Below are 14704 nucleotides of genomic sequence, written 5' to 3' on the forward strand. Positions count from 1 at the left end.
AACTCTTCATTATCAATCAAGCAATGCTTGAGTTTCTTTTTTATCGAATTGAATTTTATATAAATTATAGTACATACCTTCTAATTTTAGTAATTGTTGATGAGAACCAATTTCTCTAATTTTACCTTTATGTAAAACGATTATCTTATCACTATGTTGAATCGTCGATAATCTATGAGCAACAATTAACATTGTTGATCTTTTCATAATCTTCTTAAGTGATGTTTGAATTATCTCTTCTGTTTCACTATCAATATTAGCTGTCGCTTCATCTAGAATTAATAAGCTAGGTTTATAAACGATAGCTCTTGCAAATGAAATTAACTGACGTTGTCCACTAGAAAAGTTGTTTCCACGTTCTAGAACCATATGTTGATATCGTTCAGGTAGTTTTTCAATAAAAGTATCTGCACCAACATATCTTGAAGCATCGATTACTTCATCAAGTGTTATATCTTGGTTATTTAATGTAATATTATCTTTAATTGTTTTGTTAAACAAGAAAACATCTTGAAGCATTTGACCAATATGTTTTCTTATTGAGCTTCGCTTAATCTTTTTGATATCTATTCCATCAATTAATATTTCGCCTTGTTGAATATCATAATTTCTAACAATTAACGAAAGAATTGTTGTTTTACCTGAACCTGTTGCTCCAACAAAAGCAATCGTTTCACCAGGCTTAACTTCAAAACTAACATCTCTTAAAACCCATTCATCTTTAATGTATGAAAACCACACATTTTTAAATTCAATATGTCCTTTAAAATCTTCAAGTTCTATTGCATCTTCTAAATCTTGAACTGATGGTATTGTATCTAGTGTTCCAAATATTTTTTCAGCACTTGCATATGCATTTTGAAGGTTATTAAATTCTTCTGCAATTTGTTGAATTGGATCAAAGAATTTCTCTACATATGAATAAAATGAATATAGTAATCCATAAGTTAGAGTTCCAACGATTACTTCAGTTCCACCAAAATAGAGAATCGTAATTAACCCTGCCATTGTAACTAAATAAATCAATGGTCTAAAAACTGCATATACAAATATTTCTTTTTGAAATGATTTTTCTAATGATTTACTTCTCGCTCTAAATTCATTTCTTTTTTTAACTTCTTGATTAAATATTTGTGTTACTTTCATACCTGATAGATTTTCAGATAAAAATGCGTTTAATGATGATATCTCATCTCTAATCTTTTGGTATGATTTTCTAGTTACTTTTCTAAAAACAAATGTAATTAATCCCATTACTGGAATAACCGCTAATGTTATTAAAGCAAGTTTAATATTAATAAATAATAAAATAAAAATAATTGCAATCATCATTAAGAAACTTCTAATCAAATTAATAACAACCGAAGTAAACATTTGGCTTATACTATCAGGATCATTCATAACCCGTGTAACCATTTTACCTACCGGTTCTTCATTCAACTGTTGAGTTGATAATTGTTCAATATGTCTAAATACTTGTAATCTAATCTTTAAAATAATCTTTTCACCAATTTCTTGGAGAATAACTGTTTGTTTGAAGTTTAATCCTAATGAAATCAAAAGAATTACTAAGAATCCAACAATATAGAGAATAATCTCTAATGCTGAACCATCTTTATTTTCACCAATTGTATTTAGTATCTTCCCAATCAATAATGGCGGTAATAGTTCAACTAACACAACAACAAACATTAAAATAAGTGAAATTATAAATGGCTTCTTATGAGGTTTTAAATACTCTAAAAGTCTTTTAAAAAGTTTAACATCTTTTTTATTTTTTATATTACTCATCTATGTGACCTCCTTCAACCATTTCTTCTAGTGTTTGTCTTTCAACAATGTCTTGGTAAAAGAGAGATTTTTTCATTAATTGTTTGTGTGATCCAATATCGACAATCTTTCCTTGATCAATGATAATTATTTTATCCATATTTTTAACGGTTGAAACTCTATGAGCAATAAAAATTGTTGTTTTACCTTTTCTAAGTTCATGAAGATTTTTAATAATTGTTTCTTCCGTTTTTGTGTCAACAGCAGATACTGAATCATCTAAAATTAAGATTTCAGGATTTTTAGCAATCGCACGAGCAATTGATATTCTTTGTTTCTGACCACCAGAAACTGTAACACCACGTTCACCTAATATTGTGTTAAATCCTTCTTTGAATTCATTAACATTATCATAAATATCTGATAATTTTGCTGCTTTAATAACTTCTTCATCTGAGAGATTATCATAAGCAAATCCAATATTTTTAGTTATTGTATCAGAGAATAAAAAGTTATCTTGAGGAACATATCCAACCTTTTCTCTAACTAATCTAATTGGAAGTGTCATAATATCGTGTTCTCCAATAAATAGACTATCCTTGTTAACGTTATATACTCTTAATAATAAGTCAACTAATGTTGTTTTTCCACTACCTGTTTTTCCTAGTATTCCAACCATTTCACCAGGTTTAATAGTGAAATTTAAGTTATGTAGAACGGTAATATTATCATCTGGATATGAAAAACTTAGGTTTTTAGCTTCAATACTTGGAATCAATTCTTTAATATCTTCTATAACATTACTATCATATACAGTAACCGGACTATCTAGAAAATCATTAATACGTTTAGCACTTGCTTGTGCTTGTGATGAAACTGTTAGGAATCTTGCTAGTGCCATAATTGGCCAAGATAAAGCTGAAAAATATGATAAATAAGTTACTAAATTACCTGAGGTAAAATAAGTTCCATCTGCTAAAATAAAGTTATTTAATACTAGATGTGATCCATATCCAATTATTAAAATAATTACTAAATTTGTTGCAAGTGTTGTTATTAATTGTACCCAAACTGACTTTTTAAAAAACTTTAGGTTCATATCATATAACTCTTCGCTTCTTCTATCAAATGTATTTAACTCATGTATTTCTCTTACATATGCTTTAATAACTGAAATTCCTGAAAAGTTTTCTTGTGTAAAATCACTTAAATCATGAAATTTCTCTTGTCTAATTAAGAATTGTCTTCTCATTGATTTATTAATTAGAATCATTGAAACTAACATTAAAATAATTGGAACTAAAACTAAATATGTTAATTGTGAGTTTAATCTAAACATTCTAAATATTGCGAATCCACCTAAGAACAAACTATCTACAAACATCATTATCCCAGGTCCTAATGCCATTCTTACAGCAGCAAGATCATTGATGAAGTATGTCATCATTCCTCCGACTTTTTCATGACTATAAAACTCTTGTGATAATTTAGTAGCATGCGAAAACATTGTATTTCTAAGTTCAAATTCTACTTTTCTTGCCGTTACAAATAAACACAGCCTCCATAAAAATCTTCCAAATGCCACAATCAAAACAACGATAATTACTTCCTTAATATATGAGTTTAATTGAATTTTCATATCATTTTGACTCATTTGTGTTATATTAGGATTCAATAAATCGATGATTTGACCAAGTATTTTTGGAACATCTAATTGTATATAATCAATTAGTATTAGTACTGCTATTCCAAAAAGGAAAAAAATACCATACTTTAATATATACTTTCTAAAATGCTTACTGAACATTTTCGTCCCACCTATCTAATCAATGTATTAATTATACTATTATACCCTATTTTCGTTTGTTTTTTTAAACAAAATAGTTTTTTTCATTATTGATTTTGTTTTATTCAGTTATTGTATTATAATAAGTTAAGAAATGAGGTAATAATAATGAATAGATTAGTAGATAGATTTCTAAGATATGTAAAAATTGATACACAATCAGATCCATATTCTGAAACTGTACCTTCAACATTAAAGCAAAAAGATTTAAGCAATTTATTAGTTAAAGAACTAAAAGAAATTGGTGTTGATGGTTTCATTGATGAAAAAGGATATGTTTATGCGCACTTAAAGAATAATACTGGAAAAGATGTAAAACCTATTGGTTTTGTGGCACACGTCGATACATCACCTGATGCACCTGGTGCAAACGTTAATCCAAAAATTATTAAAAAATATGATGGTTCTGATATTAAATTAAATGAAAATATTACAATGAATTCGTTAAACAGTCCAGCACTTAAACGCGTTATTGGTGAAGATATTATTGTAACTGATGGTAATACATTACTTGGAGCCGATGATAAAGCTGGTGTTGCTGAAATCATGGAACTTGTTAATGTGATTGTTGAGAAAAAACTAAAACATGGAGATATTTTTATTTGTTTCACACCCGATGAAGAAATTGGTCGTGGAGCTGATCACTTTAATCATGAGTTCTTCAAAGCTGATTTTGCTTATACATTAGATGGTAGTGAAGTTGGTGAAATTGAATATGAAAATTTCAACGCTGCAAGTGCTTCTCTAACTTTCATTGGTAAGAGTATTCATCCGGGTTCTGCAAAATTACAAATGATAAACTCAATGCATCTTGCTATCGAATTTCATCAAATGCTTCCAGTTTTCTTAAATCCTGCTTATACTGATGAATATGAAGGTTTTAATCACTTATCTGAAATTAACGGTGAAGTCGAAAAAACGACTGCAAATTACATTATTAGAAATCATAGTAAAGAAAAGTTTAATGAACAAAAAGAAACTTTTAAAGAAATCGCAAATTACTTAAATAAAAAATATGGATATAATGCTGTTGAATTAAAAATTACTGATAGTTACTACAATATGTACGATGTTATAAAAGATCATATGTATATTGTTGAATTAGCTGAGGAAGCTATTAGAAATAATGACATTGAGCCAATTAGTCGACCAATTAGAGGTGGTACTGATGGAGCTAGATTAACATTTGATGGTCTTCCATGTCCTAATTTAGGTACTGGTGGATATAATTTCCACGGTAGAATGGAATTTGCTTCTATTAATCAAATGGAAAAAGCTTTAGATATCGCTCTTGAAATTGTTAAGATTGTTTCAGAAAAATAATATTTTAGACTAGGAGAAATCTTAGTCTTTTTTTGTATAAAAAAAACTGCTCTTAATTAGAGCAGTTTAATTAACAATTTTTAATTATTATTTTTTAATATTGTAGAATGCACTTAATCCTGCGTAACGAGCAGTATCACCAAGTTGATCTTCAATTCTTAATAATTGGTTGTATTTAGCAACACGGTCAGTTCTTGAAGCTGAACCAGTCTTAATTTGACCAGCATTTGTAGCAACTACGATGTCTGCGATTGTTGTATCTTCTGTTTCACCACTTCTATGTGATACTACAGCAGTATAACCAGCACGTTTAGCCATTTCAATTGCATCAAAAGTTTCAGTTAAAGTACCGATTTGGTTAACTTTAATTAAAATTGAGTTTGCAGTGTTTGTTGCAATACCTTTTTCTAAGTATTCTGTATTAGTAACGAATAAGTCATCACCAACTAATTGAATCTTATCTCCTAATTTGTCAGTTAATAATTTCCAACCAGCCCAGTCATTTTCATCCATACCATCTTCGATTGAGATAATTGGATATTTTTTAACTAATCCAGCATAGTATTCAACTAATTCAGCAGCTGTAAATTCTTGTTTAGTAGATTTTTTGAATACATATTTACCTTTTGCTTTGTCAAAGAATTCTGAAGCAGCAACGTCAAATCCAATGAACACTTGTTCTCCAGCTTTGTAACCAGCTTTTTTGATTGCTTCTAAAATATGATCAATAACATCTTCGTTTGATGCTAAGTTTGGTGCGAAACCACCTTCATCACCAACTGCAGTTACTAAACCTTTTGATTTTAAGATTGCTTTTAAGTTATGGAAAATTTCTGCTCCCCAACGAATAGCTTCTTTAAATGAAGGTGCTCCAACTGGATAAATCATAAATTCTTGGAAATCGATTGGTGCATCTGAGTGAGCTCCACCGTTAACAATGTTCATCATTGGAACTGGTAAAGTTTTAGCATTGAATCCTCCAAGATATTGATATAATTCAACTCCTAAGAAATCTGCAGCAGCTCTAGCAGCAGCAATAGAAACACCTAAAATTGCATTAGCTCCTAATTTACCTTTATTTGGTGTACCGTCTAATTCAATTAATAATTTGTCAATTCCTAATTGATCAGTTACATCTAAACCAATTACTTCTTCTGCAATAATGTTATTTACATTATCAACAGCTTTTAAAACACCTTTTCCTAAGTAACGTGATTTGTCACCGTCTCTTAATTCAACAGCTTCGTGTTCACCAGTTGATGCTCCAGATGGTACTAAAGCGCGACCGAAAGCACCTGATTCTGTGTATACTTCCACTTCAACTGTTGGATTTCCACGTGAGTCTAAAACTTCGCGTGCATAAACATTTTCAATAAATGGCATTTAATTCACTCCTTTTATATTTTTTTTGCCGTATAATTACAGTTTTCATTATACCTTATTATTATCTTTTTTAAAAGATGCCCCTCAATAGAAAACGTTTACTTTTTCTTAATCAAGGTTTATCACATTATAATTTTCTCAATTTGAGGTTTAACTGTAAGGAATATTAAAGGTGAGAAAACACCCTTAATAACATTAACAAGTCCAAACATTGTTAAAATTGTCTTAATTATTGTCAAAATATTTTGATTAGCATAATTTGGATCTCTTAATAAACTAAAAATCGTTAAATGTTGATTACCACTTAAGTATAATGGCATTGTTACAATTGTATGAAATATTGTCATTCCAATTGTAAGTAGTAATGCTGATAAAATTGGTCCAAGAATATAAAGTATTCTTTTTATTTTTTTATGTTCTGTTGGAACTGCGTATATCAATGGCTTTTCATTAACTCGACATATTTTTTTAGTTACTATATAACTTGTGATAATTAAATATGAAGCAAAAATAGCAATTACTTCTCCTAATAGTTTCCAAAATATATCAGATTCTGCAGCAGTTTTACTTGGTAATAATATTCTAATAATCGAACGTAAAACAATTACATATGATACATTTTTAAACCCAATAACATAAAAAGCAATTAGTATTATAACCTCACTTAAATCAAGTTTGACACCAATAAATCCTATCGGTATCTCAAAGAAACCAACAACAGTAGCAAGCGCCCCAAAAACAACGATATACATCATTTGTTTTGTTGTCATAGTAGCCTTTGTTCCATTCAAAACTACTTGTTTCTTTCCACTTAATTTATTATCAATTAACACTATTGCCATTCCGAGTAATGCGATTATTACTATTATAGTAAATTTATTCATATTGTCCTCCTTTTAAATAAAAAATCGCCTACTCCGGGCGACAAAAAAGAAAACGACAATAAACCGCTCTTCTCCCATCCAGACTATAACTGTCGGTTTCAGAATTTCACTGAATCAACTAATAAAAGTTCGCGGACTATACCGCCGGTGGAGACTTTCACTCCGCCCCGAAGATTAAATTACATTTATATATTATCACATGTTAATTATTTATTCAATAAATCTTCTTTAATGAAAACGTTTTATTAAAAGCCAGTATATAAAATACTGTAAAGTTCAAGTATAATATATGTAAGATAAAACAAGGAGATGATTTTTTTATGAACAAACGATTTGTCGGCTTAATTATTTTAGACGGTTATGGTCTTGCTCCAGATAGCCCATCAAATTCAGTAAGTTTAGCTAAAAAACCATTCATGGAACATTTACTAAAAACATATCCACACAACACGCTACAAGCTAGTGGTGAATATGTTGGTCTTCCTGATGGTCAAATGGGTAACAGTGAAGTTGGTCACTTAAATTTAGGTGCTGGTAGAGTGGTTTATCAATCACTTTCAAGAATTAATGTAGCAATTAAAGATGGTAGTTTTTTTGAAAATAAGGCTTTTTTAGATGCTATTGAACACGTTAAAAAACATAATTCTAAACTACATATTCTAGGACTTGTTAGTGATGGTGGAGTTCATTCACACTTAAATCATATTAATGCACTTATTAGATTAGCTAAAAGTCATGATTTAGGAAATAAAACTTACTTACATGCATTCATGGATGGTAGAGACACATCACAAAAAGGTGGTCATAACTATCTAAAAACTTTAATTAATTCTGGTGCTAACGTTGCAACAGTTTCAGGTCGTTATTATGCTATGGACCGTGATAATAACTGGGATCGTGTTCAAAAAGCATATGATGCAATGGTTTTAGGTGAAGGTGAAGTTATTGCTGATCCATTAGAAGGTATTAATGCAGCATATGAACAAGGTTTATCAGATGAATTTATTGTTCCATTTGTTGTAAATAAAAAAGGCTTAATTAATGATAACGATGCTGTTATTTTTGCAAACTTCAGACCTGATAGAGCAATTAGAATTGCAACTGCTATTTCTAACCCTGAAGGTACTAAAAACTTCCGTACTGATGGAAAAGCTGAATTTAAAATTACTAAAGAATTAAAAAATATTTTATTTGTTTCAATGATGCATTATAATGAAGCAGTTAAAGGTAGTTTAGCATTCCCACTTCAACAGTTAACTAACATTTATGGTGAAGTTATTGCTGATAACAATTTAAATCAATTACGTATTGCTGAAACTGAAAAATATGCACACGTTACTTTCTTCTTTGACGGAGGTAAAGAACGTGAATTAAAAGGTGCTTCTAGAATTTTAATTGAATCACCTAAAGTTGCTACATATGATTTAAAACCTGAAATGGGTGCTTATGAAATCCGTGATAAAGCTGTTGCAGCAATTAAATCAAAGAATTTCGATACAATGATTTTAAATTTTGCAAATCCTGATATGGTTGGTCATACTGGATCTGTTGAAGCAACAACAAGAGCTGTTGAAGTCGTTGATGAATGTGCTAAAGATGTTGTTGATGCTATTCTTTCAATCGGTGGTGTTGCTATTGTTCTTGCAGATCATGGTAATGCTGAGGAAATGAGAACTTCTACTGGTGAGCCACAAACTGCTCATACAACAAATTTAGTTCCAGTAATTGTAACTGATACTGATTATGTTGTTGGAAATGGTGCTTTATGTGACGTTGCTCCAACTATGTTAGATTTACTAGGTGTTAAACAACCTAAAGAAATGACTGGTAAGAGTTTAGTTACTAAAAAATAATATTTGATTAAGACGAGTAAAATCGTCTTTTTTTTAACAAAAAAGTGTAAATAAATTTTTGCTTAAATCAATAAAGTTTATCAAAATTAGTTTAATAAACTTCTAAATTTAAAACGCGCTACGTATATAACGTTTTTTAATATCTATTGTAAATTTAAAATATATAAGTAACGATTTATTTAATACGTTTATTTTTTTGTTTCTTTTTATTATACACTTGCGTTTTTTAATTATCGAATAGGTTTTACTATGTAGCAAAAAGCACATCAGACTAACTAATGTGCTTAAAAACTACTGAAGATGGAAAAGATTATCATCATGTTTTAAATATATTTTTGTAGTTCCAAAATATTTATATCTTATTTCAAGTTTTTTCACTCTATCTTTACCATTTTGATACTTCTTATTTTTAAGATGCTGCCATAAATTTTCGTTTTCATAACTATTAAACCAATCATTAACTTCAGATTCGTTAAACTCATATAAAGAATCTAAATAAAACTCGCCGAAATCTAATTCATTTTCAGTATAATATTTAATAAATAAACATCTGTCTAGAAAATTTTCAATTCTCAAAAAAGTTCGATCAATATTTTTTTTATTTATTTTGCCCACTTCTTCTTCAAGTCCCCAAATCATTATACTATTGACGTGTGGATTTCTCATCTCAATATCAATTGAAATATGGGTATTATTAAGATAAAAAAGTAATCTGTAATTAAATTCATCGTTATAATAACTTGCATCTTTAAACATTATTAAATTATTATTGAAGACTTTTTTTCCTTTATCATTTATATAACTTAATATTTCTTGATATGTCATAACTATTTCTCCTAAACTGGATTACCATACCATACATGAATTGTATGTGAAAGATCATGATAATGTCTATAGTACCCACTACCTAATCTGTAATCATGGATCTCATTTATCATTGTTTTTCCATTATTAAAATATCCACCTAAAGCATATGCAAGTTTTGCTGCATCCATTTCCCTACGCGTATATACTCCAGCTAGTCTTTGATTTATATTTTTATTTCTTAAATTCATAGCAAAATTTTTTAAATTTTGAGTAAGAGCTATAACTGCAAATTTTGCTATTGAAACAACATTAATAATTTTAGCCTCAACTAAAACGGTATAGGCTTCTGCATAGTTTAATGCATATGCGTAATTTATAAATAAATCGTTACCACTTAAATAAGATATATAATATACTCTATTGGATAATTGTGGGATAGCAAGTGATGCAATAATAGCTGAAGATATAATCAATTTTTCTGTAAATCTATTTACTTTTGAAAATATTTGGTCAAACACGTTTCTAATTGAGTTTCCAATCGCGCCTGCTGAACTAACAAATACATCAACAATGTCAGCAAAAAATGGTTGTATAATTTTCCAATTATATACAACAACTGCAGTTATTATTAAAATTGCAGCTACTGCAATTGCAACTTTTATTATAGTAGGTGTTAAAAATAGTTTGATTGCTGCTATCATTGCTGAGAAAGCACCCTTAATTGTTGTAACGGCTGTCGTTGAAAGTCCTGCAGCAATAAGAATATTAGTGGTTTCTTGAATGGTGCTTAATCTAGTCATTGTCATTAATGCAATATTACTACTATCCTCATAGTTTTCATATTCCCCTGTAATCAAACTAAATAACTCACCAATCTCTTTGTTGCTACTTGCTAATTCTTTAAATATAACTTTATCTTCTTCACCTAAATCATTGTATATTTTAATGCTTGTTTCGTAAAGTGCAATATCAGATATTTCTTGTTGTGCTTTCACTTGATGTGCATTTGTTAGGGAAAATTCATTTTTAATTGAATCTTTTAAATCAACATCAATGTATTCATCTGTCCAATAATTTGATAATTCAATTGCATTAAAAATTATCTTTTCCTCAGAAATCCAATCATCTTTCTCGTGTGGTTCATCATACACTACAACTCTAAATTGCCCAAAAACAGAATAAATAAGTGTAGTGAAAATCAAAATAAATGCTGTTATAGTATTTCTTGTTTTTTTCATAATTTCTCCCCTTTATATCTCATAGATACTCTAAATCTATTATACCTTACTAATAAAAAAATAAGTCTAATCATATTTCAACTATTTTTATCAGAAAATAGTTGAAATATACAATATATTTTAATCTTATCATGTTTATAGTATTATTTCAATCTATTTGTATTTAAGTTTTTCCGGAAATCTTGATGATACTTTCTAATTTTCTTAAATGATTTGATTTATACAGATTATTAACTATGTATTTACCACCAAACTTTTAAGACCAATAATAATATAAAAACATTTAATAAAATTCGTTCACATCTATTTTGAAAATTTTATACCAAATTTATTATATAAAATTATCTTCTTGATTTTAGACTATGGTTTATTTTATTAAGGCAAATATTTTTTCTATCTAGGAAACTAAATATAGAATTATTCTCTCTGTTATATTATTTACTTAGAGGTACCGGTTAAGTATCTTATTTTTACTATAGAAATTTTAAGGTAATTTAGAACCTTTCACTCACTTTACTACTAATAAACTTTAATGATCATTAATCATCTTACTATTAAAAACTTGTCTTTTATGTCACTTGATATTTATCATAAAACCAACTGTTATATATAACAACTTAGTTTAGTATTCATCTTTTTATGAATTTTTTATCACATTTTTGTATTATCGAGTACTATAATAAGAAAATCTCTATTTCTAGAGATTACATTAAAGTAAATATTAATTAATTACTTTTAACTGTTCGATACCACTTAATTGCTAGTTTTGTTAGTATGAAGATTCCTAAAACAGTTGATAAAACTATCATTGTTATTTGATAAGTTTTCATATCAAATTTATCATATACTTCATCAACAAATAGTTTTTCTTGAAGCATAAAAGTTATTATTAATACACCTGTAATCAAACTATAAATCGTATCGTATATTGTTGTCTTATAGCTTATTTTATTAACTTTCATTTTAATAGTTGTTTTAGTTATTAAAAGAATTATACTTAAAAAGAATAATGGTATATAGATACTTGTTATTGTTTTATTTAAAACAATTTCAATTCCAAAAAAATAAAAATTATTATAAAACGTTAATATAAAAACTCCAAGAAAACCAATGATTAATGAGATTGTCATTTCAATTATTGTTTTCTTTTTTGATATTAAATATTTCTTTTCTTTTGGAACTTCTTCCAACATTTGGATATTCCATGGTTTCTTTTTTAAATTAACTTTACTTAAACTAATTATTTGAAAAACAAAAGTAACAGTTGCATATGATAATATTAATCCAATAACACCAGCTGTAAGACCTCCTAATAAAACACTAAATACACGATTTACAACATCTCTATTTACGGTTTTTTCAAGAATAATAATTGCTCCAAAAAAGAAAAATAAAATACTTGCAATAATTAATGCCGTTCTAAGAACTAGCAAATATTGAGCATAGTCTTTAGGACCAACCACATACTTTTCCTTATCAGAATAACTTAGGGCTATCTCTTTTGGATTTCCAAGTTCTAAAATAACCTTTTCAATATTAGCATCAGATTCATCCCCTGCTAACATATCATAGATGTTTGCTGTTAATTCTTCTGACACTTCACTTCTTTGTTTCTCAGGTAAATCTTTTATTACGTTATAAACATACTTATCTATTAAGTTCATATTAGACCTCCAATACGTTCATCATACTCTTAACTATTTTTGACCATTCAGTTTTTAATTTCTTAAGAACTTCTTCTCCATAATTACTTATTTTGTAATATTTTCTTGGTCTTGGTTCAAGTTTATCCCAACTACTAACTAATAGATTTTGTTTCTCAAGCCTTCTTAACAATGGATATAGAGTTCCAGCTTCAATACTTATATCATTATCATTAAGTTTTTGTAACAATGCATATCCATATTGTTCATCTCTCAAAATATTTAAAACCGTTAAAACCTGAGTTCCACGATTTAACTCTAATATTAAATTTTCCAAAACTGTATCCATTACTATCACCACCTTGTTCCATTTTAATTCAATGTTTTAATTATTTCTTTAACAAAAAATATTTGTTCTCTTATTTCTTCTAAAAAAGCTTTATTAATTGGTTTAAAAAGTCTTAAATCAAATGTATCAATATTTGTGTGAATTGCTACATATAGTTTATCATCAAAAAAGGCAAAAGAAGTTTTTCTTTCTCTTTCGTTTGCTTTTGATAATCTTTCCATAAAGCGAGGCGTAAGCATATAAAATGCGTGATTATCTTTACTTGAATATACGATAAACTGTTGATTAAATTTAATCCACTCTAATTCAACCTTTTGATAATTATTTTCTTTCTTGTAATATTGATTATTTTTAGACAAAACATACACTGGTTCTTCAATAGTTTTTTCTAAATCAATAATAAAGAATTGACCCATAAATGATACTTTACCCGCACGCTCTTTTTTACTTCTTTGTTTTTCTGATATAAATAAATCCGAACTTACAAAATTCAAATTATTTATTTTTCCTTTTAACAAGTCCTCAGATTCAAACCCTACTCTAGGAGTTATTAAATTTGTTTTATAAACTTCGTTTCTTGTCAAACCTAATTCTGGTTCATACGTTATATTTGGAATGATTTTTTGAAGTTCATTAACAACAAATATTTTTTTGAATTTCAAGCTATTCTTTTTAAATTTTCTATAAACTACATACATAATTCCAGAAACAAATGCAGGTGGTATAACAACTAATTGTAAGAATTCACCATCTTCAAGTTTAACTGCGGCTCCAACACCTAAAACCAAACCAATTATAAGTGCAATAACCCAAAGAACTCCTAAAAAAATCATACTTATTTCATACTTCAATTTTTTTCTTTTTATTACTTTGAAACCCATCTTTATTCTCCTATCTAAGTTGTTTAAATATTTCACCTATATTACCTTTTATAAAATTTCTAATTGGAATATAATCCCTGTTAATAGCAATCATTTCTTCTCCACTATAGTAATTAATTAAGTTTGCTGCTGGGTAAACTGTTAGAGAAGTTCCACCAACAATTAGTAAGTCTGCATTTCTTAATGCTTTAATTGCCTTATTAAGAACTTCTTGATTCAACATTTCTCCATATAATGTTACATCTGGTCGAATCATTTCCCCGTTTTCATCATATGGAATACCTTCTGCTTTTAATATATGATCAATACCTTCAAAGTTTCTTTTAGTATTAACTGTGTAATTACGATATATAGAACCGTGTAATTCAATAACATTTTTAGAGCCTGCAAGTTGGTGTAAGCCATCAATATTTTGAGTAATAATTGTAATATCTTTTCCTTTTTTCTCTAATTCAGCAAGATAATAATGAGCATCATTTGGTTTTATACCTTTAGTAATGAAATTTTTCCTATAGTATTCATAAAAAACTTTCGGATTATTATATAAGAATGTACTACTTAAAACTTCTTCTGGTTTATAATCATAAAAACTTTCACTATATAATCCCTTATTTCCACGAAAGTCTTTCAATCCACTTTCTGTTGAGACACCTGCCCCACCAAAAAAAACGATTTTTCTACTTTTATCAATTAAATTTTTTAATTCTTCTATTTCCATAGTTTCACC

12 protein-coding genes and 1 riboswitch are annotated in these 14704 nt (G+C 28.2%); of the genes, 2 read left to right on the forward strand and 10 right to left on the reverse strand.

Annotated elements, in window-relative coordinates:
• Positions 1-12: 12 nt before the first annotated feature.
• On the reverse strand, positions 13-1791 hold the full coding sequence (locus EXC62_RS06965; RefSeq protein WP_162140084.1) for an ABC transporter ATP-binding protein: 1779 nt from the start codon (positions 1789-1791) through the stop codon (positions 13-15).
• On the reverse strand, positions 1784-3577 hold the full coding sequence (locus EXC62_RS06970) for an ABC transporter ATP-binding protein (RefSeq protein WP_026389945.1): 1794 nt from the start codon (positions 3575-3577) through the stop codon (positions 1784-1786). Before EXC62_RS06970 ends, EXC62_RS06965 begins: the two co-directional genes overlap by 8 nt.
• A gap of 147 nt (positions 3578-3724) precedes the next feature.
• Here EXC62_RS06970 and pepT point away from each other — a divergent pair, with 147 nt between their 5' ends.
• Positions 3725-4939: a peptidase T gene (pepT, locus tag EXC62_RS06975; RefSeq protein ID WP_026389946.1), complete on the forward strand. Its 1215-nt coding sequence runs from the start codon at positions 3725-3727 to the stop codon at positions 4937-4939.
• 87 nt (positions 4940-5026) lie between these two features.
• Here the strand turns inward: pepT and eno are convergent, their stop codons facing one another.
• Positions 5027-6322 carry a phosphopyruvate hydratase gene (gene eno, locus EXC62_RS06980; protein ID WP_026389947.1) on the reverse strand — a complete coding sequence of 432 codons (1296 nt, stop codon included), beginning with the start codon at positions 6320-6322 and terminating at the stop codon, positions 5027-5029.
• 122 nt (positions 6323-6444) lie between these two features.
• Positions 6445-7206, reverse strand: coding sequence for a hypothetical protein (locus EXC62_RS06985; protein ID WP_162140085.1), 762 nt, complete (start codon positions 7204-7206; stop codon positions 6445-6447).
• A gap of 62 nt (positions 7207-7268) precedes the next feature.
• Positions 7269-7385, reverse strand: a riboswitch (FMN riboswitch).
• A 141-nt stretch (positions 7386-7526) separates the two neighbouring features.
• On the opposite strand from EXC62_RS06985, the gene gpmI reads away from it, so the two are divergent.
• A complete protein-coding gene (gene gpmI / locus EXC62_RS06990) occupies positions 7527-9059 on the forward strand; it encodes a 2,3-bisphosphoglycerate-independent phosphoglycerate mutase (RefSeq protein WP_026389949.1) in 1533 nt (510 codons plus the stop codon).
• Positions 9060-9350: 291 nt separating this feature from the next.
• Here gpmI and EXC62_RS06995 read toward each other — a convergent pair whose 3' ends face one another.
• From EXC62_RS06995 to EXC62_RS07020, 6 genes are all read right to left on the reverse strand, one after another.
• Positions 9351-9884: a hypothetical protein gene (locus tag EXC62_RS06995; RefSeq protein WP_026389950.1), complete on the reverse strand. Its 534-nt coding sequence runs from the start codon at positions 9882-9884 to the stop codon at positions 9351-9353.
• A gap of 11 nt (positions 9885-9895) precedes the next feature.
• The gene (locus EXC62_RS07000) at positions 9896-11104 is read right to left on the reverse strand and encodes a hypothetical protein (protein ID WP_026389951.1); all 1209 of its coding nucleotides are present in this window, start codon (positions 11102-11104) and stop codon (positions 9896-9898) included.
• A gap of 725 nt (positions 11105-11829) precedes the next feature.
• Positions 11830-12768: a hypothetical protein gene (locus EXC62_RS07005; RefSeq protein WP_026389952.1), complete on the reverse strand. Its 939-nt coding sequence runs from the start codon at positions 12766-12768 to the stop codon at positions 11830-11832.
• Between the two features lies 1 nt (position 12769).
• Entirely contained in the window at positions 12770-13096 is a 327-nt protein-coding gene (locus EXC62_RS07010; protein ID WP_026389953.1) for a PadR family transcriptional regulator, read from the reverse strand.
• Positions 13097-13119: 23 nt separating this feature from the next.
• Positions 13120-13977, reverse strand: coding sequence for a DUF3137 domain-containing protein (locus EXC62_RS07015; protein ID WP_026389954.1), 858 nt, complete (start codon positions 13975-13977; stop codon positions 13120-13122).
• A gap of 10 nt (positions 13978-13987) precedes the next feature.
• Positions 13988-14695, reverse strand: a complete 708-nt coding sequence (locus EXC62_RS07020; protein ID WP_026389955.1) for an NAD-dependent protein deacylase — start codon at positions 14693-14695, stop codon at positions 13988-13990.
• Positions 14696-14704: the final 9 nt, after the last annotated feature.

This window comes from Haploplasma axanthum, from assembly GCF_900660745.1.
GTDB lineage: Bacteria > Bacillota_I > Bacilli_A > Acholeplasmatales > Acholeplasmataceae > Haploplasma > Haploplasma axanthum.

What these genes read in the sequence shown, in the direction of transcription:
- EXC62_RS06965 (WP_162140084.1), bottom strand. Translation starts at nt 1,791, where the DNA reads ATGAGTAATATAAAAAATAAAAAAGATGTTAAACTTTTTAAAAGACTT.
- EXC62_RS06970 (WP_026389945.1), bottom strand. Translation starts at nt 3,577, where the DNA reads ATGTTCAGTAAGCATTTTAGAAAGTATATATTAAAGTATGGTATTTTT.
- pepT (WP_026389946.1), top strand. Translation starts at nt 3,725, where the DNA reads ATGAATAGATTAGTAGATAGATTTCTAAGATATGTAAAAATTGATACA.
- eno (WP_026389947.1), bottom strand. Translation starts at nt 6,322, where the DNA reads ATGCCATTTATTGAAAATGTTTATGCACGCGAAGTTTTAGACTCACGT.
- EXC62_RS06985 (WP_162140085.1), bottom strand. Translation starts at nt 7,206, where the DNA reads ATGAATAAATTTACTATAATAGTAATAATCGCATTACTCGGAATGGCA.
- gpmI (WP_026389949.1), top strand. Translation starts at nt 7,527, where the DNA reads ATGAACAAACGATTTGTCGGCTTAATTATTTTAGACGGTTATGGTCTT.
- EXC62_RS06995 (WP_026389950.1), bottom strand. Translation starts at nt 9,884, where the DNA reads ATGACATATCAAGAAATATTAAGTTATATAAATGATAAAGGAAAAAAA.
- EXC62_RS07000 (WP_026389951.1), bottom strand. Translation starts at nt 11,104, where the DNA reads ATGAAAAAAACAAGAAATACTATAACAGCATTTATTTTGATTTTCACT.
- EXC62_RS07005 (WP_026389952.1), bottom strand. Translation starts at nt 12,768, where the DNA reads ATGAACTTAATAGATAAGTATGTTTATAACGTAATAAAAGATTTACCT.
- EXC62_RS07010 (WP_026389953.1), bottom strand. Translation starts at nt 13,096, where the DNA reads ATGGATACAGTTTTGGAAAATTTAATATTAGAGTTAAATCGTGGAACT.
- EXC62_RS07015 (WP_026389954.1), bottom strand. Translation starts at nt 13,977, where the DNA reads ATGGGTTTCAAAGTAATAAAAAGAAAAAAATTGAAGTATGAAATAAGT.
- EXC62_RS07020 (WP_026389955.1), bottom strand. Translation starts at nt 14,695, where the DNA reads ATGGAAATAGAAGAATTAAAAAATTTAATTGATAAAAGTAGAAAAATC.